The sequence below is a fragment of the Streptomyces sp. NBC_00425 genome (genome assembly GCF_036030735.1).
In the GTDB taxonomy this organism is placed as follows: domain Bacteria; phylum Actinomycetota; class Actinomycetes; order Streptomycetales; family Streptomycetaceae; genus Streptomyces.
This window is the reverse complement of record NZ_CP107928.1, coordinates 6,700,618-6,720,388: the sequence shown is the minus strand read 5'-3', so window position 1 is coordinate 6,720,388 and position 19,771 is coordinate 6,700,618. Positions and strand designations below refer to the sequence as shown.

Sequence of the window (19,771 nt, the reverse complement as noted above, 5' to 3'; positions counted from 1 at the left end):
AGCGGCGGGGCACGGCGCACGGAACCCAGCGCCGGGCACATCCGGCCGGACCACTGAAACGCGGTGAACTGCCTTAAGCTGTCGGAGTTTTGAAGATTTCATGAAGATCGAGAGGTGGACTCGCGCATGTCTCGCACACCGTCCCGACGCACCGTTCTGCGCGGACTCACGGTCACCGGAGCGGCGGTGGTCGCCTTCGACACCGTGTCCCGCTCCTGGGCCGCGACCGCCGCCGAGTCAGAGACCGCCTCCGCGGCCGCGTCTTCGGCGTCCTCGACGTCCGCAGCCCTCGCCAAGGTCCCCCGGCTGGACGGAACGCTCCTCACGGACGCCTCCTCGCTCGCCGGCGCCGCCGACGACTACGGGCACATCGTGCACCACCGCCCGGCGGCGGTCCTGCGCCCGGGCTCGGTGCGCGACGTCGTCGCCATGGTCCGCTTCTGCAACGACCACCGGCTGCCGGTCGCGCCGCGCGGCCAGGGGCACTCCCCGTTCGGCCAGGCACAGGCACAGGGCGGCCTCGTCATCGAGACCGCGCCGCTCGCGGGCATCGGCTCCGTGGACACGGCGTCCCGGACGGTCACCGTGGGCGCGGGCGCAAAGTGGAGCGCGGTCGCCCGGGCCACCCTCGCCCAGGGCCTGACCCCGCCCGTGTTCACCGACTACCTCGAGCTCTCCGTCGGCGGCACGCTGTCCGTGGGCGGCCTCGGCGGCCAGGCCCACCGGGTCGGCGCCCAGGTCGACAACGTGACGGAACTGCAGGTCGTCACCGGTGCGGGCGAACTCGTGCGGTGCTCCCCGTCCCGGCGGCCCGACCTCTTCCGCGCCGTCCTGGCCGGCCTCGGCCAGTGCGCCGTCATCGTGGAGGCCACGCTGCGCCTGGTGCCCGCGCCCACGACCGTGCGCCGCTACCAGCTGACCTACGGCGACCTGGCGACCTTCCTCGACGACCAGCGCGTCCTCGTCCGGGAGAGCCGCTTCGACTACGTCGAGGGCCAGGTCCACGCGGACGCCTCCGGCGCGTTCACGGTCCACGTCCTGGAAGCGGTGGCCTACGGCCCGCCGGTCGGACCCGCCCCCGACGACACGGCCCTGCTGCGCGGCCTGCGACACGACCCGGCCACCGTGCAGATCGTCGACCAGCCCTACTTCGACTTCCTCGACCGGCTGACCCCCGTGGTCGCCGCCATGAAGGAGGCCGGCATCTGGGGGTTCGCCCACCCCTGGCTGAACCTGATGCTCCCCGGCACGTCCGCCGCGGCCCTCGGCACACAGGTGCTGGACGGACTCACCCCTGCCGACGTCGGCCCCGGCGCCGTCATCCTCTTCTACCCCCTGCTGCGCGAGCGCCTCACCACCCCGCTGCTGCGCACCTCGGACGACGACGTGTCGTACCTCTTCGACATCCTCAGCGCGGCCGCGCCGGACGACACGGCAGCCGTCGACCGCCTCCTGGCCGTCAACCGCTCCGCCTACGACAGGGTCGCCGCGGCCGGCGGCACGCACTACCCCGTCGGCAGCATCCCGCTCACCCCCGCGGACTGGCAGGCGCACTTCGGGCCGGCGTGGGCGGGCCTGCAGTCGGCCAAGTGCACCTACGACCCGCGGGGCATCCTGGTCCCGGGCCAGGGCATCTTCGCCTGACCGAACAGTCACGAGCAGGGGGCGGGGGCACGGGGAAAGACAAACACAGGGCACGGGGCACGGGGCACGGGGCACGGGGCACGGGGCACGGGGCGAGTACAAGGCACAGGGCACGGGGCACGGGGCAGCACGCTCCAGGGCACGGGCGCGGGCCCGGGGGCGGACCGCGGACCGGCCGACGGCGTGCGGGGGCGACAGGCGGGGCCCCTCACCACCCCTCACCGCGCGCTGTGGGCGGAACAACCCCCATTCAGCCGCGCCCCACCCGGCCCACCTGAAAGGGCGGCCTCCTTCCCACCCGCGCACGATGCGTAGGGAGGCCTGCCGACCGGCGGCCCCCACGGTCTGTGCTCTCGGGAGGACCTGCCATGACCGCCAGTCTGGAGCAGCTGCGCCGCTGCCACTTCGCCGTCGACCTGGGAGCGGCGCGGACGCGGGTCTACGTGAAGGGGGCCGGGCTGGTCGTCGACCAGCCGTCCGCCGCCGCCGTGAACACCCGCACCGGCGCGCTGATCGCGGTCGGCGAGTTCGCCGAGAAGATGACCGGGCGCACCCCGCACTACATCCGCGTGATGCGCCCGGTCTCCGGCGGCACGGTCGTCGACATCGAGATGGCGCAGCGCATGCTGCGCCATCTCATCGGTGACAAGATCCGCCGGCAGCTGCGCCGCAAGCCGTTCCTGCGCGCGGCCGCGTGCACCCCGCACGACGCCGACCCGCTCGCCCAGCGCGCCGCCATCGAGACCCTGGTGGGGCTCGGCGCCCGGCGCGTGGAGCTCGTCGACACCCTCATCGCGGCCGCCGTGGGCTGCGGGCTGCCCGTAGAGCGGCCGGAGGCCACCATGATCATGGTGTGCGGGGCCGCCGCGACGCAGGTCGCCGTCCTCTCCCTCGGCTCGATCGTGACCGCCGAACGCATCCCGGTCGGCGGCGAGGCGGTGGACCACGCGATCGTGCAACACCTGCGCCACGAACACGAGTTGATGCTGCCGAGCCAGTCGGTACGGCCGCTGCAGCTCGCCCTCTCCGGCAACGGCCTCACCGCGCAGGGGCCCGCGTCCACCGAGATCCACGGACGGGACGTCGCGACCGGCCTCGCCCGTTCTGTGCAGGTCGACACCGCGGCCGTCCGCGACGCCATCGAGACCCCGCTGACCGCCGTCCTGGACGGCATCGGCAGAGTGCTGCGGGAGTGCCCGCCCGACCTGGTCGCCGACCTCGCCGACCGCGGGATCATGATGGTCGGCGGCTCAGCCCTGCTTCCGGGCTTCGACCAGATGCTGCGCCAGGCCACCGGGATGCCGGTGCACATCGCCGAACGCCCCGACATCTGCGCCGCCCAGGGCCTGGGAGCGATGCTGGAGGGCAAGATCGAACCGCTGACCCTGAACCCGCTGGGCGCCTGAGCGACACCCGGGGCGGTCCCGCGCCCGACGGGAGCGGGCCGCCGGAGGACCGGGCCGGCACGGACCCGCGCGGACCCGCACCGCGGGCACGGGCAGGCACGGACCCGCGCGGACCCGCACCGCGGGCACGGGCAGGCACGGACCCGCACGAACCCGCACCGCGGGCACGGGCAGGCACGGGAACACAACGGCGGGCACGGGAACGCACCGGCAGACACGGGAACGCAAGGGCAGGTTCAGGAACGCACCGGATCGCACCGGAACGCACCGGCAGGCACGTGAGCACCTCGGCTTCACCGGCGTCACCTGTGCGAAACCTTGACGATCACCTGGCCGGGTGCCACGATTCCGGCGCCGCCATGTTTACGTAAACATCCGCCACCGCAGGGCCGCCTCGGGGGTGCCGCGGGTCACCGCGAAGCTCGATGGTTACGTAAACATCGTCCTGAAAGGGCACGTAGATGCGCAAGTCCCCCACCACAGCGTCCTCCGTATCCCCCCGCCTGCGCGCCGCCTTCGCCTCGGTCGCCGTCGCCGCCGTCGCGGGCGCGACCCTGGTCGGCAGCCCGGCCTCCGCCTCCCCCACGTCTGCCGCCTCACCGGCGCACCAGGCTCCCCGGCCGACCGCCGGCACGACCCAGTTCAAGGGCGTGAACTGGGCCGACCCGCGCGACAACTTCGCCGACGACCACCTCCAGCTGTCCGGCCTGAAGACCACGGACAGCTACCGGCAGACCTATGCCAAGGCGAGCCGGATCATCGCGGCGTTCCGCGCGAACCTCGGCGCGAACACCGTGCGACTGCCGATCAACCCGTACACGGTCAACGGCGCGTACTGGAAGTCGTACCGCGGAGTCATCGACGCGGCCTCCGACCAGGGCTTCAAGGTCATCGTCTCCTACTGGGAGGGCACGGGCGCCCGGAAGGACGGCTTCATCGACGACGAGGCCGCCTACTGGCCGATGTGGAACACCGTCGTCAAGGCCTACAGGAACGACAGTCGCGTCTACTTCGAGCCGATGAACGAGCCGCACGGCTACACCGACGCCCAGTGGGCCGACATCGCGGCGAAGTGGCTGTCGACGTACTCCAAGGTGCCGCGCGACCGCGTGTTCGTCAGCGGCGCCGGCTACAACGACCACGTCACCACGGTCTGCGCCGACCCGCGACTGAAGGGCACGTACCTCTCCCTGCACCACTACGGGTTCTGGAAGGACTACGCGACCTACGACCAGTGGGTGGCCGACCTGAAGGTGCGCATCGGCGACTGCGCGGGCCGTACCGTCGCGGACGAGTTCGGCGCCCCGATGACGACCGGTCTCAACTACGACGTGAAGACGCCGGACGACAACTTCGTCAACTTCATCCAGGCCGTCACCGACACCTTCCGCGAGCTGAAGATGGGCTCGGTGTACTGGCCGGGCCTGCGCACCGACGACATCTACTCGGTGCAGACCCTCGTCGGCCCCGCCGCCCGACCCTGGCTGGCCACCACCAACCAGTCCGGCGCCGACCGCCTCGCGTGGGCCTGGGGCCGCGGCAAGCCGGTCAAGGGCTGACCGCCGGCCGGCCCGACCGCCCCGCCCTCGGAGGCTCCGTCCCGGCTCTCGTCCGGGCGGAGCCTCCGCTGACCCGACAGGAAGCAGGTTTCCGATCCATGACGAACACGACGAACGTGCCTGACACGGCGAACGCGGCGAACGCGTCCCGCGTGCGGATCGGCGTCATGTACGACCGGGACTGGGCGCCCGAGGGACTGCCCGGGTTCGCGCGGGAGGCCGAGGCGCTCGGCGTGGACGACCTGTGGGTGGTCGAGGACCTCGGGTGGAACGGCGGCGTGTCGGCGGCGGCCGTGGCACTGGGAGCGACCGCACACATCCGGGTCGGCATCGGCATCGCCCCCGCCCCGCTGCGCAGTCCGGCATTGCTGGCCATGGAACTGGCCACGCTGGCCCGCGTTTTCCCCGGACGGCTGGTCGCCGGGGTCGGACACGGGGTGCGGGAGTGGATGGAGTCGGCCGGCGTCGCGCCCCGGTCGCCGCTGGCCCTGCTGGAGGAGACGATCACCTCCGTGCGCGCGCTGCTGCGCGGTGAGCGGGTCGAGCTGGACGGCCGTGAAGTGCGCCTGGACGGCATCACGTTGGTGCATCCGCCCGCCGACGTGCCGCCGGTGATCGCGGGCGTGGTCCGGCCCCGCTCCCTGGAACTGGCCGGACGGGTCGCGGACGGCGTCCTGATCGCCGAGGGACACGGGCCGGGCGACCTGGAGAACACCCGGACCCTGACCGCCAAGGGCGGCGCCGGCCCCGAACACACCCTGACCGTGCTGTCGTTCGCCTGCGTGGGCGACGACGCCGACGCCGTCGCGCGCACCCTGCACCCGCACACCGAGGGCCACGGCGCCTGGCTCGGCCGCCCGCAGGACGAGGTGTTCACCGTCTCCGGCACGCCCGCCCAGGCCGCCGACGACGTCCGGGCCCTGCACGCCTGCGGCGCGGACACCGTCGTCCTGCGCGTCGTCGGCCCGGAGCCGCTCGGGCAGCTCGCGGCGCTGCTGACGTCCTTCGGGCGCTGACGCCGGGAACTCCCGGCGACCGCCCGGACGTTCCCCCGCACAGGATCGTGGGCAGGACGATCCGTGCACGTCCGGGCACATCCGAACACGTCCGGACCCCGAGAGAACGGGGAGAGACATGGCGCGCGTACTGGTCGTCGGCGGCGGGATCGCCGGCGCCGCTGCGGCACTGGCGCTGCGGAAGGCGGGACAGGACGCCGTCGTGTACGAGGCACACCCCGACTCCGCCGAGGACGTCGGCGCGTTCCTCACCCTCGCGGGCAACGGCCTGCGGGCACTGGCCGAGATCGACGCCTCGGACGCGGTGACCTCGCTCGGCTTCCCGCTCACCTCGATGCGCGTCGTGGACGCGACCGGCGCGGAGACGGCCCACGTCCCGCTCGGGGAGGCCGACGACGCCCGGCTGCGGTACCGGTGTCTGCGCCGCGGCGAGCTCAGCGCGGCGCTGCAGGCGGAGGCCGTCCGGCGCGGCGTCGAGATCGTCCACGGCGCACGCCTCGTCTCCGTCGGGGACGGCCCCGAGGGCGTCACCGCTCACTTCGCGGACGGCGGCTCGGCCACCGGCGACCTGCTGCTCGGCGCGGACGGCCTGCACTCCACCGTCCGCCGGGCGACCGCCCCGACCGCGGTGCCGTGTCACGCGGGGCAGCGCGTCTTCTACGGCTACACCGCCGACGCTCCGGTGAGCGACGTCGACGAGACGGCGTGCATCACCATGATCCGCGGCAGCGCGGTCGCCTTCGGCCATATGACGTCACCCGGCGGGGAGACCTCCTGGTTCGCCCGCGTCGACGCCGACGAGCCGCTGACCGCCGACGAGATCGCGCACGCGGGACCCGGCCACTGGCGCGACCTGCTCGTCCCGCTGCTGCGGGCGGACCGCACGGCCGCCGCGGACATCGTCGCCTCCACCAAGGCCCCCGTGCTGGTCACCGACGCCACCGAGATCCCCAACGGCACCCCGTGGCGCTCCGGCCGCACCCTGCTGATCGGCGACGCGGCCCACGCGGCCTCCCCCGCGACCGGACAGGGCGCGTCGATGGCCCTGGAGGACGCGGTGATCCTCGCGAAGTGCCTGCGCGACGCCCCGGACCCCGAGTCCGCGCTCACCCTCTACGAGACGCTTCGCCGCCCCCGCGTGGAGTACAACACCACCGTCAGCGGCAACATCTCCCGCGGCACCCACACCCCCACGCCCCGCCCCACCGGCACCCCACCCCCACCCCGCCCGTCCGACGACGACATCACCCGCCAACTGGACTGGAGCACCGGTCTGGTCTAGCCCAGGCCGGCGCGCTGTCGGCGCCGATCCGACGGGCCCCGCCGGCGCCCCGCTTCACCCCGTCGGACGCCGACCTGTACCACGCGAAGGCGTTCGGTCCCGTGTGCGTCATCGACACCTTCGCCACCGACGACGAGGCCGTCGCCAGGCGAACGACTCCGACCACGGCCTCACCGCCGGCGTCATCACGGAGAACGGCACCCACGGACTGCGCGTCGCCCGGCGTGTCCGCACCGGCATCGTGCATGTCAACGACCAGTCCGTCGCCGACGGACCGCAGGCCCCCTTCGGCGGGTTCAAGTCCTCCGGCCACGGCCGCTTCGGCGGACGCCGGGGCATCGGGGCCTTCAGCAACACGCGCTGGGTGCCCCTCGCCACCGAGCAGGCCCACTACCCGTTCTGACGGATCCGCCGCACCGGGAGCGTGGCACGCCCCCTCGGCGTCCTAGCGTGCGGCAGCGGGCGGGGCGGCTCCGTCGCCCCGCCCGCGGACCCCGTTGCGGAACTCGATCGGGGACTGGCCCGTGCGGTGCAGGAAGTACTTGCTGAACTGGGAGGGGTTGACGAAGCCGAGCTGGTCCGAGATCTGGGCCGCGGTCCGGTCGCCGTGCGCCAGCAGCCGCTTCGCCTCCAGCACCACCCGGCGGTCGACGAACTCCTTCGCGCTCAGCCCGGCGCCGGCCAGCGTCGCCCGGGACAGGGTGCGGCCCGAATAGCCGAGCGTGCGGGCGTAGTCCTCCACGCGCCGGGTGCGGGTGAAGTCCCGTTCGACCGCGTCCCTGAACCGCAGGTACGTCTCGTCGGGGTCCGGTGCGGCGGCGCCGACCGGGACGGTGAGGTGGGCGAGCCGCAGCAGCAGGACGGCCAGCAGGTGACGCAGGGCCGCCATGTGCACCTCCAGCGGGAGGTGTCCGAGCGCCTGGAACTCGCGGCGCAGGTGCTCCGCGGCCATGGTCAGTGCCTGCGCGTCGTCGGCGACGGGGGTGGTGACGACGGATGCGTGCGGGTCGTCGACCCGGGCGGCCGTCGCGGTGGCCGCGTCGAGCTCGTCCTGCCGGAAGAGGATCAGCGTGCCCTCTGCCCTGTCGAGGTCGCCCCACTGGTGCACCTGCCCCGGGCGCACCCACAGCCAGGATCCGGGCCGCAGCACGTGACCGGTGAAGTCGACGGTGTGCCGGAGGTCGCCCGCCGTGAGGGTGAGGAGGTGATGGAAGTCGGGGCGCAGCGGCCGGTCCCGGGTGGGCGCGGGGACGCGGCGGCGCAGCTCCGCCAGGGACATGACCTCGACTCCGGCCGGGGTGCCCGCGGGCGCGGCGAAGGGGACCTCGAGGATCTCCTTCGCGGCACCGTGTCGGGTTTTGGCCATCATCAGTCACAAGTTTATCGGGATGCCCCTTGTCGTCCTCGTACGTTGGTCGTACCGCCGAAGGGACGGGTTCTCCCCGTCCCGGCGGAATACGGAAAGGACGGCGCAGGGCGATGGAGCTGGTGACAGAGGCGACGCAGGACACGATCCGCAGGTGGCTGGACGAGGCCGACCGGGTCCTGGTCGCGGCCGGCGCCGGTCTGAGCGCGGCGGCGGGCTACGACTACGGCGACGCCGAACGCTTCAGGGAACTGCTGCCCGGGCTGTACCGGCTCGGCCTGCGCTCGCGCTATCTGCTCGGCGCGCCCCTGCCGAAGGACATGATGTGGGGTTACTGGGCCGTCCACATCGACGACATCCGTCACAGCCCGGGCCCCAACCCCCTGTACCGGCGGCTGCGGGCGCTGGTGGGCGAGCGCGACCACTGGGTGATGACGTCCAACGTCGACGCCCTCTTCGCCCGCGGCGGTTTCGCCGAGGACCGGATCTTCACCCCGCAGGGCGACTACGGCCGCCTGCAGTGCACCGTCCCGTGCACCCGTGAGACGTGGCCCAGCAAACCGTTCCTCGACACGGTCCTCGCGGCCTACGACCGTGACACCGGCCGGGTGACCGACCCCCGCGCGCTGCCGCAGTGCCCCCACTGCGGCGGCGAGGTCTTCCCCAACGTCCGGGTCGGTCCCGAGTTCGTGGACGACGCCTACCTGCCCGCCGGGCGGCGGCTGGTGCGGTGGCTCGAGGACGCGCCCACGGACAGCACGTTGCTCTTGCTGGAACTCGGCGCCGGATTCAATACCCCGGGGGTGATCCGCCTGCCCATGGAGGACGTGGTGCGCCGGACGCCCCGGGCCCGCCTCGTCCGGATCAACCCCCGACACCCCGACGTACCCGCAGACCTCGGCGAGCGGGCCCTGTCCGTGCCCCTCGGCGCGGACCGGCTCCTCGACCGGCTCGGTCCCTGACGGGTTCCGGCGGAACACCCACGTCACCACGCGAGGAGACCCACCTCATGTCCGAGGCATCCGCAGCACCCGGCACCTCCGCAGCATCCGCCACCACCACGACGTCCGGGGCCTCCCGGGCCTCCGAGGCCTCCGAGGCGCCCGTCCCCACGATCGCGGTCACCGGGTCCACCGGCCGGCTCGGCGGGCGGGTGGCCCGGCGGCTGGCCGGGCGGGGCGTCCCGCAGACACTGGTGGTCCGCCGCCCCGAGCGGGCTCCGCGGCTTCCCGGCGCGGTGGCCGTGCGCGGCGACTACGCCGACCGTGCCGCGGTGGGCGAGGCCCTCGCCGGGATCAGCACCGTCTTCATGGTGTCCGCCTCCGAGAGCGCCGACCGCCTCGCCCAGCACAAGGCGTTCGTGGACGCCGCCGCCGAGGCGGGGGTGCGCCACCTGGTGTACGTCTCCTTCTACGGCGCGGCCCCCGACGCCACCTTCACCCTGGCGCGCGACCACTTCCACACCGAGGAGCACATTCGGGCGAGCGGACTGGCGTACACGTTCCTCCGGGACAACCTCTACGCCGAGTTCGTCCCCGACCTCGTCGGCGAGGACGGCGTCATCCGCGGTCCGGCCGGACAGGGGCGTGCCGCGTTCGTCGGCCAGGACGACATCGCCGACGCGGCCGCCGCGGTGCTCTCCCGTCCGGGCGACCACAGCGGCGTCGCCTACGACCTGACCGGCCCGGAGTCCCTGACCCTGGACGAAGCGGCCGTGATCCTGTCGGAGCAGATCGGGCGCACGGTCACCTACCGGCCCGAGACGCTCGAGGAGGCGTACGCCTCCCGCGCCTCCTACGACGCCCCGCCGTGGCAGCTGGACGCCTGGGTGTCCACCTACACGGCCATCGCGTCCGGCGAGCTCGACGGCGTCAGCGACGCCGTGCCCCGCCTCACCGGCCGCCCCGCCACTCCCCTCGCCGACGTCGTCCGCGCCGTCCGCGGCTGACACACACGCCTCAGCCACACGAGGCGTCGCTTTTTGAACATAGAAAGTCCCCTTCTGCTCCGATCGACCCGGCTCCGCGGCCTAGTTTGAACACATCATCACTCGACCGCCGGTTCGTCCCGCGCAGTCCGCCACGCAAGGAAGACCGTCATGAGCAACGCAAGAAACGCCGTTCTGCAGGCCGCCTCGGAGCTGTTCGGCGACAAGGACCCCTCCGCCGTGGACCGCTGGGCGGCCGCGGACTACACGCAGCACAGCGCCCTCGCCGCCGACGGCCCCGAGGCCCTGCGCGCACTCGTGGCCGGCCTCGGCGAGGACTTCCGCTACGAAGGCGCCCGGGTCATCGCCGACGGCGACCTGGTCGCCCTGCACGGCACCTACCACGGGTTCGGACCCGTCCCGCTCGTCGGCTTCGACATCTTCCGCGTCGACGCCGACGGCAAGCTGGCCGAGCACTGGGACGCCCTGACCCCCGAGGTCGAGAACACCGTCTCGGGCCGCTCGCAGACCGACGGCCCCACCGCGGTCGCCGACATCGACAGCACCGAGGCCAACCGCGCACTGGTGACCGGGTTCGCCGAGAAGGTCCTCGTCGGCGCCGACTACTCGGTGCTCACCGACTACATCTCCACCGAGACCTACCACCAGCACAACACCGAGGCCGCCGACGGCCTCGACGGTTTCGGGGCGGCCGCGGCGAAGTGGGCCGAGCAGGGCAAGAACCTGGTCTACAAGAAGGTCCACAAGGTCATCGCCGAGGGCGACTTCGTCCTGACGCAGTCCGAGGGCGAGTTCGGCGTCGCGGTCGCCTACTACGACCTGTTCCGGGTGGCGGACGGCCGGATCGTCGAGCACTGGGACGTCATCACGCCCGTTCCGGCCGAACTGCCGCACGGCAACGGCCTGTTCTGACCGGCCCCGACACCGCCGACGGCCCGGTGCGCGCACGACGACGTGCACGCGCCGGGCCGTCGGCGCGCCTTGTCCGTACTCCCCCACCCGGAGCTCATGATGCATGCGTCCCGCCCCCGCTCCGACGTCCCCGCCGGGACGCAGGCGCGGCCGTCCCCGTCCTCACTGCCCCTGTCCGCCTACCGGGATGCCGTCGCCCTGGACGAGCCCTTCCGGCCGACGACGGCCGACACGTCCGCCATGTCCGCCACTTCCGCCATGTCCGCCGACCGGCTGGACGCCCACGTCCGCCGGGCGCTGCGCCTGCTCGGCTCCGACCCGGCCGCGGCCCGGGCGGGGCTGCGCCCCGATGCGCCGGCGGACGGCGCCGGCCCGGACGCGGCGACGGCACGCCGGATGCTGCGCGCTCTGCTGACCGTCCGCGGTCCCGGCCCGCTGCCGGAGGGCGCGGACGACGCGGTGGACGCGGTCCTCGACGGGGAGCGCCGGCTGCGGCCGGCCGTCCGGGTGGAGAGTCTGCCCACGATCGGGGAACAGTTCCCCGGGTCCGTCCTCCCGGCCGGACACCAAACCGCGCTGTGGCGCGGAGACCTCACCGCGCTGGACGCGGACGCCGTCGTCAACGCCGCCAACAGCGCCCTGCTGGGCTGCTTCCGCCCACTGCACCCCTGCATCGACAACGCCTTCCACAACGCCGCCGGACCCCGCCTGCGCGACGACTGCCACGCGATCACGACGCTGCAGGGCGCGCCCGAGGCCACCGGCACGGCCAAGATCACCCGGGGCTACCACCTGCCGGCCCGGTACGTCCTGCACACGGTCGGCCCGATCGTCGACGGCCGCCCACAGGCCGACGACGCCAGGGCGCTCGCCTCCTCCTACCGGGCCTGCCTGGACCTCGCCGCCGAGGTGGCGGCCGTCCGCACCGTCGCCTTCTGCGCCGTGAGCACCGGTGTCTTCGGCTACCCGAGGAGCGAGGCCGCCCCCGTCGCGCTGCGCACGGTCACCGACTGGCTGGACGCCCACCCCGGCCGTTTCGACCGCGTCGTGTTCGCGGTGTTCGGCGAGGACGACGAACAGGCCTACCGGCACGCCCTCGGCGCGGCCGCCCGGCCCTGACCCGCGGTCCTGCGCGCCGTGCACGCGAGGTTCGGGCGGGACCTCGCCGCAGGCCCCCGGGGAGGGGGCCTAGGCTGTCCCCAGGGCCCGAGAAACAAGGGAAACAAGGAAACAGGGGATCATGGCGATGGGGGACAGGTCCAGGTCCGGACGGCCCCGGCCGTCGATGGCGGACGTCGCCCGTCACGCCGGTGTCGCACCGCAGACGGTCTCACGGGTGTCCAACGGCCACACCAACGTCGACCCGGCGACCCGGCAGCGGGTCGTGGAGTCGATGCAGGCCCTGGGCTACCGGCCGAACGGAGCCGCACGCGCGCTCAAGAGCGGGCGGTTCAACACCATCGGTGTCATCACCTTCACGCTCAGGACGTTCGGAAACACGCGCACGCTCGACGCCATCGCCAAGGAAGCCGCGCGCGCCAAGTACGCGGTCACCCTGATCCCCGTGCCGGACCCGACGATGGGCAGGCTGTCCGGCGCCTACGACCGGCTCAGCGAGGCGGCCGTCGACGGCGTGATCCTCGTCTTCGAGGCGCATCTCCTGGACGACACGGAGTTCAGCCTTCCGCCGGGGGTCCCGATGGTGGTCGTCGACTCCGACACCGGCCCCGGCTACACCGTGGTGGACACCGATCAGGCGCAGGGCGCCCGTCAGGCGACGGAACACCTGCTGGAACTCGGTCACCGGCAGGTGTGGCACATCGCCGGTCCCCCGACCTCGTTCTCCGCGGCCCATCGGGTCGAGTCCTGGCGGCGCACGCTGGAGGAGGCCGGCATCGTCCCTCCCCCGGTGCTGTACGGCGACTGGACCACCCGCTCCGGATACCTGCACGGGCTGACTCTGGGACGGAGGCCGGAGGTCACGGCGATCTTCGCCGCGAACGACCACATGGCGCTCGGTGTGATGCGTGCCCTGCACGAGCTCGGCCGCCGGATTCCCGAGGACGTCAGCGTCGTGGGGTTCGACGACATGGAGGAGACCCAGGCCTTCTGGCCGCCGCTGACCACCGTGCGGCAGGACTTCGCCGCGGTCGGCCGGCTCAGCCTGCAGAAACTCCTGACCAAGATCGCCCGGACCGGGCCCGACCTGATCGACAAGACCCTGGTCCCGACCCGGCTGATCGTCCGCGCGAGCACCGGAGCGCCGCCGCCCTCGCCCGAAGGCGACGCACGGGGGCACTGAACCGGACGGGCCCGGCGAGGGTGATCGCCGGGCCCGCACGGTTCACATCAGTGGTCGAGTCGGAGCCGGCCGCCGAGGGCGACCGGCGCGGGCGTCTAGCTCCTGGCCCACTGCTGGTTGGTGCTTCCGTTGCAGTACCAGACGTCGACCGACGTGCCGTTGCCGGTGCCCGCTCCGGCCGCGTCCAGGCAGAGCGCCGGGTTGGCGACGCTGGTCACCGACAGGTCCGCGTTCACGTTCCACTGCTGTGCCGTCGCGCCGGTGCAGTCGGTGATGACCACCGGGTCCCCCGCCGAGGCTCCGGTGCCTCCCACCGTCATGCACTTGTTGCCGTAGACGGTGAGCTGCTTGGCCGCGTTCCAGTTCCAGGACTGGTTGCCGCCGGCGTTGCAGTCCCAGAGGTCGAGCTGGGTGCCGTTGGACGTGCTGAAACCGGGCACGTCGACGCAGCGGCCGGAGCCCACTCCGCGCAGGACCTCACCGGGAGGCGCGGGCGGCAGGTCGTTCACGGGCGGGGTCTTGCCGAAGCCGTATCCCCAGCGCAGCAGCGCGACTCCGGTGGCGCTGTTGTCCACCAGGTTGCCCTTGGCGTCCAGCGACTCGATCGAGTAGGCGTCGCCGAACCTCAGGCCCGGCCAGTACACGAGCCCCATCCCCTTGCTGCGGGCGGTGTTCGCCACGGCGGCGAGATACGAGGTGTAGATGTTGCCGTTCCACGCGCCGTAGTTCAGACCGATGGTCATCGGGGCGCCGGCCTCGTCGATGATGGTCCGGCCGGTGTACTTGCCGAGGCGCTTTTCGAGGTCGGCGGTCCAGTCCGACTGCTGGGTGTAGCTGTTCCAGAACCCGTAGAAGTGCAGCGACAGCAGCGTGCCCCGCAGTGCGCGGGCCGCGCCGACACCGGTGACGTTGTCGTTGTAGCCTGTGCCGCTGATCACGACACGGCCGCGCGGGACGTCCTTGTGCTGGGCCAGCCAGCCGCTGGTGACGGACACCCACTGGTCCAGGGTGTAGCCGTGCGGCTCGTTCATGGGCTCGAAGTAGACCCGCGGGTTGTGCTTGTACTCCCGCACCACGGTGTTCCACATCTTCTTCCAGGCGGCCGTGTCGTCGACCAGGCCGTCCTTGCTGGTGTCGGCCTCCCAGTAGCTGACGATGACCTTGTCACCGGAGGCCGTGGCCGCGTCGATCGTCGCCCGGTACGACTTCCACCAGGTGGTGCCCACGCTCGCCGGGTTGATCGGCAGGCGCAGCGTGTTCGCGCCCAGGTTCTTCTTGAAGCCGCTCACCATGCGGCCCGTGACGCGGTACACGGTGCGGTAGTCGTCGGTCACCTTCAGCCCGCTGGGCACCACGGCGTCACTGGCGTAGTTGTCCCGCGGGTCCGCCCAGTTCACCCCGCGGAAGTCGCTCGTACCGCCCTTGGACGCGGGCGTGCCCGGCGCGTACGAGCCGGCCGGCGCCTTGGCGGCCGGCTGGGCGACGGCGGGGGCGGGGGCGGTCAGCAACATGAGTGTCGCGCCGAAGCCGGCCATGAGCACACTGGCCAGTCTTCTCGACCTCGTCGGGGTCTTGGTCATGTCGTCTCCAGTGACGGAAATCGCGGGGCGGAGTGCGGGTTCGTCACCTGAGCCGAGGCAGTGAGGAACCAGGGGCCGGGTCCGGACAGCGGCGCTCGGACCCTTGTGAACCGGCCATGGTTACGTAACCATGGCCGGACATTGGCACGTCGCCCGCACCGGTGACAAGTCCTGTGACCGGTTCGGAAGGACCACGGCCCCTTTCGCCGGGTGCGGGCCGGGAGGCGGGGAACGCGGTCAGGCCCAGGGGCTGACCGGCGTGAAGGAGCTGTCGGCGCGGAAGGTGGCGTTGTCCTGGTAGGTGTCGAGGCGCAGCTCGTAGTCGTAGTGGCGGAGGTAGCGGCCGGGGTAGTTGTACGACTCGAGACCGACCGAGCCGGTGACCGAGCCCTGCCGGGCGCAGTAGGTGGCGTCCTTGGCGAAGAGCGTCGTGCCGTTGCTCGCGTCGGCGCGGATGCGGAGGTCCTTGTGCCGCAGGTACCGGCCGGACGCGTCCCGGAACGAGTAGCAGCTGCCGTCGGCCAGGCCCGGGACGACGGTGAAGGTGGCGCTCTGCAGGACCGCCGTGGTGCTGGAGGAGGTAACGGGGTCGAGGTAGCCGAGGCTGTCGGAGCGCACGACGGCGTAGCGGCCGGGGAAGTTGACGGACCGGAGCGAGCGCGTGGTGTTCGTCGGCAGGGTGACGCCGCCGGTGACCGGGGCGATGCTGCTCAGGGTGGGGACGACCTTCTTGATCAGGCCGTCGGCGTCGAACTCCAGCTTGTCGACGGTGGTTTCGCGGTGGGTGCCGTCACCGCCGGGGATGGCGAAGCGGTGGTAGGCGATGTACCAGTCGTCGGTGCCCGGCACCTGCACCACGGAGTGGTGACCGGGACCCTTGATGCCGAGCGAGAGGTCCTTCTCCAGGATGACGCCCCGCTTGGTCCAGGGACCGGTGGGCGAGGAGCCTGTGGCGTAGGCGACCCGGTAGTTCTCGTCCCGTGTGTCGTTCTCGGACCACATCAGGTAGTAGGCGCCCTTGCGCTTGATGACGAAGGACCCTTCGTTGTAGCCGCCGGGGGTGATCTCGGTGATCTTCGAGGCGTCGAACGAGAGCATGTCGTCGTTCAACGGGACCACATAGGCGTGGCCGTTGCCCCAGTAGAGGTACGACCGGCCGTCGTCGTCGGTGAAGACGTCCGGGTCGATCATCTGGCCCGGGTGGGAGCCGCGGGCGATCAGCGGCTTGCCGAGAGGGTCCTTGAACGGGCCGGCGGGCGAGTCGGAGACCGCGACGCCGATGTTGGTGTCGGCGGAGTAGTAGAGGTAGAACTTGCCGTTCTTCGCGGTGGCCGTCGGCGCCCAGGCCCGGCTGTCGGCCCAGCTGACGTCAGGACCGAGGTCGAGGACGACGCCGTGGTCCGTCCAGTGGACCAGGTCCTTGGACGAGTACGCCCTGAACCGGGTACCGCTCCAGCCCGCGAAGCCGTCCGTGGTCGGGTAGATGTAGTACGTGTCGCCGAAGCGGACGATGTTCGGGTCGGCGGTGAGCCCCGGCAGGACCGGGCTCCTCATGATCTGCGCGGAGACCGTCCAGGTGCGCTTCGTCCCGTCGGAGCCGGTCACCTCGTACGTCACGGGCTGGGTGAAGTCGTGCGGGGTGCCGGAGGCCGGGCTGATGGACGCGCCCTGGGAGAGGGTGAACCGCGGGGCGAGCGCGGTGAGGTCCGTGCCCTCCTTCAGCGGGAGCGTGACCTTGCCGTTGGCGTCGTCGACGAGGGCGGCGATCTTCAGCGAGGCGTCGTCGGCCGCGGCGATCGCCGTGGTGTTCCCGCTGACCGCGAGGACCTCGCCGGGCGCCAGCGCACGGTTGTAGACGCGGAAGTCGCGGATCCTGCCCTTGAACAGTTTGTCCGTGCTGTAGAGCGACTTGCCGATGTAGTCGGCGGTGGTGACACCCGATCCGACGGCACCGGGCGTGACGGTGACCGACGGATTACGGGCCACTTCCACGCCGTCCTGGTAGAGGATGCCCGTGGTGCCGGTCTGGGTGTAGGTGACGTGCTTCCACACCGAACGCGGCAGCGCGGTGGAGGTCCGGGTGTTCTGCTCGGTCGCGAAGCCCCCGGAGGCGATGGCCGTCCGCAACGTGTCGCCGGTGGCGAAGAGGTACCCGTCACCGGCGCCGCCCGCGGTGTTGCCGAAGCCGTAGAGGAAGTACGGCGTGGCCTGGGCGGCGTCGATCTGGACGTCCATCGAGACGGAGACCGAGTTCATGCCGCTCAGGATGTCGTCCGGCACCTTGATGTAGGTGTCGGAGCCGTTGAACGTCAGCCCCTGCCCCGAACCCGACCAGCCCGCGGCGCCGTTGACGGTTCCGTTGCGGCCGTTGCCCGAGGAGTCCACTGCCACGGTGCCCGAGGTCGCGTCGAGTTTGTACCAGAGCACCAGACCGTCGGTGATCTCCGCCGCCTGGGCCGGGGCCGGCGGACCGGCGAGACCCGTGAGGAGAGCGGCGGCGGTCACGGCGGCCGGCCACCATCGTCGACGGCCTTGAAGTCTCACGCTGTGCATGGGTTCACATCCTGTGATGAAGGCATGCCTGAGAAGGGGGTTCACGTCCTCGGCCGAGGTGCTGACGTGCCGCCCTTATGACAATCGCGCTGCGTGAGTGTGAAGTGAGCCGCGAGTCAACGTCAATACGTTTCGAACAATGTCCGACAGGCCGAACACATTCCTTCCGGTGCGGCGGTTCGATCCCGGCTGCGCGTCACGCGCCATTCACAGCGGGGTCGTTCGGCGTCAGATCCAGGGCTTCACGAGGACGAAGGAGCGACTCGCCCGGTACGCGGCCGTGTTCTCGGAAGGGTCGAGCCACAGCTGGAGGTCGTCCCGGTGGCGGAGGTAGCGGCCGGGGTAGTTGTACGACTCCAGCGAGACCGAACCGGCCGTGGAACCGGGGCGCGGGCAGAAGGTGACGTCCTTCCGGAAGATGGCGGATCCGTCGTCGGCGTCCAGCCGGATACGGAACGCGTAGTGCCGCAGATACCTGCCCGTGGTGTCCCTGAGCGAGTAGCAGCGGGGGTCGGCCAGGCCGGGGACGAAGGCGAAGGTGGCCGCCTGCCGGGTGGCCGCGGAGCTGGTGGCGCCGACCGGGCCCAGGGCGCCGAGCCGGCCGGACCGGCTCACGTAGTCGCCGGGGCTGTCGACCGACCGCAGGGCATGCCGCCCCGACATCCGGGCCTCAGCCGTCGCCGCCGGGGCCGCTGACTGCGTCGGCGTGGGGCGCGGTGTCGGCGTCGGCGTCGGCGTCCGCTCAGCGCGCCTTTTCGGGGACGACGGCGCGGACGGGGCCGTCGGCGACAGCGGGGCCGCGACGGCGGGCCGCGGGGCCGGCTCGTGCGAGCCCGCGACGGCGTACCAGGCCAGTCCGGCAGCCGCGAGCGTGACGGCGCCTGCGGCTGCCGCCGCCGCGGGCTTGGCGGCCAGCCTGCCGATCGTCCGCGCCGTACGGCCTGCACCGCCCGCCGTGCGCGTGCCCGCGCCGGCGGTCGCCCCGGCCGCGTCCGCCCCCGGCAGCCCGGCCAGCACCAGCCCGGCCAGGCCGACCGGCACCGGCACCAGCGCGAGGCCGGCCAGCAACCCCTCCGCCGGTATCAGGTCGGACGAGCGCGACAAGCACTGCGGACAGTCCCGGACATGGCGCGACAGCCGCTTGCGCCACAGCCCGGACGGCCGCCCGTCCCACGAACCGAGCGCGGCGGCCAGGTCCGGGCAGCGCGGCGAGGCCGTCACGGCACGGACGACGGCGCGCGCCGTCTCCAGCCGTTCCTTGACCCGCTGGATCCGGACGGCGGCATGCTGCGGCGTGAGGCCGCAGGCGGCCGAGAGCTCGCCGCGGGTCAGTTCACCGGCGCTCTCCATCCACCACAGCGCGAGCACCTCGCGCTCCTCGCCCTCCAGCCAGCGGGTCGCCTCCACCGCTTCACGCCGCTGGCCCGACAGCGCGAGCCGGAGAACCACCAGGTCGGAGAAGTCGGCCTGCGGGTCCGTGTCGTGGCCGCTCTCCTCCAGGGGATCCGCAGCGAGCCAGGTCCGCCCCCTGCGCCACCGGTCACGGATCTGGCGCACGGTGATGGCGACGAGCCAGGACCGGAACCGATCCGCTCGCTCCAGTCCCGGCAACCCGTCCAGGACCCGCAGCATCGTCTCCTGGACCACGTCGTCGACGTCGCTGTGACCGTCCAGCGCCCGCCCGACGATGTTGTAGACCAGCGGCAGACAGTCCCGTACGAGCTGTTCCGAGGCCTGCCGGTCCCCGGCCCGCGCCGCCGTGACGACGGCGACGTCCGGCCGTTCCTGCGCGTCCCGCGAGCGCACCCCGCCTCACCTGTCCCGTCGCCTTGCCGATCTGTCGCGGGCGACAGTGTGCCAGGAGCAAATCCGGAGGGATCTGCTCGGGTCGCTTCCCGGGTCCCACTCCGCGTCCGGTTCCGTTCGGCGATTTTCGTTATGCGCGACGCGTCGGCGCGTCTCCGGTGCGTACGACCCCGCCACACCGCTCCGCCGCACGGCCCGTCCCGCGACGGACGGAGGCAACGCCGCTTCTCCTGACATCTGACCTCTTGACACCCACTCTTACCCCGCTTTAACTTTTGCCGAATTCACGAACATTGTCCGCTATTTCGAACAGACGGGGTCCGTCGGAACCCTCCCGCCCGCATCCACCGATGCGGAACAGTTCATCGGCCGGCTCCCGCCGCCCCACGCCCACACC

14 protein-coding genes and 1 pseudogene are annotated in these 19,771 nt (G+C 72.3%); 11 read left to right on the top strand and 4 right to left on the bottom strand.

Annotated features, from left to right (window positions below; all coding sequences use genetic code 11):
* Nucleotides 1–126: 126 nt before the first annotated feature.
* The 6 genes and pseudogenes from OHS82_RS29390 to OHS82_RS29365 all read left to right on the top strand — a co-directional run.
* Nucleotides 127–1,644 (top strand): FAD-binding protein, encoded by a 1,518-nt coding sequence (locus OHS82_RS29390; RefSeq protein WP_057583411.1) that lies wholly within the window; start codon nucleotides 127–129, stop codon nucleotides 1,642–1,644.
* A 368-nt stretch (nucleotides 1,645–2,012) separates the two neighbouring features.
* Nucleotides 2,013–3,050, top strand: coding sequence for a rod shape-determining protein (locus OHS82_RS29385; RefSeq protein ID WP_057582922.1), 1,038 nt, complete (start codon nucleotides 2,013–2,015; stop codon nucleotides 3,048–3,050).
* 461 nt (nucleotides 3,051–3,511) lie between these two features.
* On the top strand, nucleotides 3,512–4,609 hold the full coding sequence (locus OHS82_RS29380) for a glycoside hydrolase family 5 protein (RefSeq protein ID WP_057582920.1): 1,098 nt from the start codon (nucleotides 3,512–3,514) through the stop codon (nucleotides 4,607–4,609).
* A 98-nt stretch (nucleotides 4,610–4,707) separates the two neighbouring features.
* The gene (locus OHS82_RS29375) at nucleotides 4,708–5,625 is read left to right on the top strand and encodes an LLM class flavin-dependent oxidoreductase (RefSeq protein ID WP_057582917.1); all 918 of its coding nucleotides are present in this window, start codon (nucleotides 4,708–4,710) and stop codon (nucleotides 5,623–5,625) included.
* Between the two features lie 118 nt (nucleotides 5,626–5,743).
* Nucleotides 5,744–6,907 carry an FAD-dependent monooxygenase gene (locus OHS82_RS29370; RefSeq protein ID WP_328434911.1) on the top strand — a complete coding sequence of 388 codons (1,164 nt, stop codon included), beginning with the start codon at nucleotides 5,744–5,746 and terminating at the stop codon, nucleotides 6,905–6,907.
* Nucleotides 6,908–6,966: 59 nt separating this feature from the next.
* Nucleotides 6,967–7,310: pseudogene (locus OHS82_RS29365) on the top strand (aldehyde dehydrogenase family protein); the annotation flags it as partial.
* Nucleotides 7,311–7,352: 42 nt separating this feature from the next.
* Here the strand turns inward: OHS82_RS29365 and OHS82_RS29360 are convergent.
* Nucleotides 7,353–8,276, bottom strand: coding sequence for a helix-turn-helix domain-containing protein (locus tag OHS82_RS29360; RefSeq protein ID WP_199863960.1), 924 nt, complete (start codon nucleotides 8,274–8,276; stop codon nucleotides 7,353–7,355).
* 110 nt (nucleotides 8,277–8,386) lie between these two features.
* On the opposite strand from OHS82_RS29360, the gene OHS82_RS29355 reads away from it, so the two are divergent.
* The 5 genes from OHS82_RS29355 (at nucleotide 8,387) to OHS82_RS29335 (ending at nucleotide 13,435) form a co-directional block, all read left to right on the top strand.
* Nucleotides 8,387–9,235 (top strand): NAD-dependent protein deacetylase of SIR2 family, encoded by an 849-nt coding sequence (locus OHS82_RS29355; RefSeq protein ID WP_328434910.1) that lies wholly within the window; start codon nucleotides 8,387–8,389, stop codon nucleotides 9,233–9,235.
* Nucleotides 9,236–9,282: 47 nt separating this feature from the next.
* The gene (locus OHS82_RS29350) at nucleotides 9,283–10,221 is read left to right on the top strand and encodes an SDR family oxidoreductase (RefSeq protein WP_079041555.1); all 939 of its coding nucleotides are present in this window, start codon (nucleotides 9,283–9,285) and stop codon (nucleotides 10,219–10,221) included.
* A 150-nt stretch (nucleotides 10,222–10,371) separates the two neighbouring features.
* The gene (locus OHS82_RS29345) at nucleotides 10,372–11,133 is read left to right on the top strand and encodes a nuclear transport factor 2 family protein (RefSeq protein WP_057582908.1); all 762 of its coding nucleotides are present in this window, start codon (nucleotides 10,372–10,374) and stop codon (nucleotides 11,131–11,133) included.
* Nucleotides 11,134–11,229: 96 nt separating this feature from the next.
* Complete coding sequence (locus tag OHS82_RS29340; RefSeq protein ID WP_242433388.1) at nucleotides 11,230–12,252, top strand: macro domain-containing protein; 1,023 nt, start codon at nucleotides 11,230–11,232, stop codon at nucleotides 12,250–12,252.
* 121 nt (nucleotides 12,253–12,373) lie between these two features.
* Nucleotides 12,374–13,435 carry a LacI family DNA-binding transcriptional regulator gene (locus tag OHS82_RS29335; RefSeq protein ID WP_057582903.1) on the top strand — a complete coding sequence of 354 codons (1,062 nt, stop codon included), beginning with the start codon at nucleotides 12,374–12,376 and terminating at the stop codon, nucleotides 13,433–13,435.
* Between the two features lie 95 nt (nucleotides 13,436–13,530).
* On the opposite strand, the gene OHS82_RS29330 is transcribed toward OHS82_RS29335, so the two are convergent.
* From OHS82_RS29330 to OHS82_RS29320, 3 genes are all read right to left on the bottom strand, one after another.
* Nucleotides 13,531–15,015 (bottom strand): ricin-type beta-trefoil lectin domain protein, encoded by a 1,485-nt coding sequence (locus OHS82_RS29330; protein ID WP_057582901.1) that lies wholly within the window; start codon nucleotides 15,013–15,015, stop codon nucleotides 13,531–13,533.
* 237 nt (nucleotides 15,016–15,252) lie between these two features.
* On the bottom strand, nucleotides 15,253–17,520 hold the full coding sequence (locus tag OHS82_RS29325; protein ID WP_057582899.1) for a family 43 glycosylhydrolase: 2,268 nt from the start codon (nucleotides 17,518–17,520) through the stop codon (nucleotides 15,253–15,255).
* 276 nt (nucleotides 17,521–17,796) lie between these two features.
* Nucleotides 17,797–19,374, bottom strand: coding sequence for a sigma-70 family RNA polymerase sigma factor (locus tag OHS82_RS29320; RefSeq protein WP_328434909.1), 1,578 nt, complete (start codon nucleotides 19,372–19,374; stop codon nucleotides 17,797–17,799).
* Between the last annotated feature and the right edge of the window lie 397 nt (nucleotides 19,375–19,771).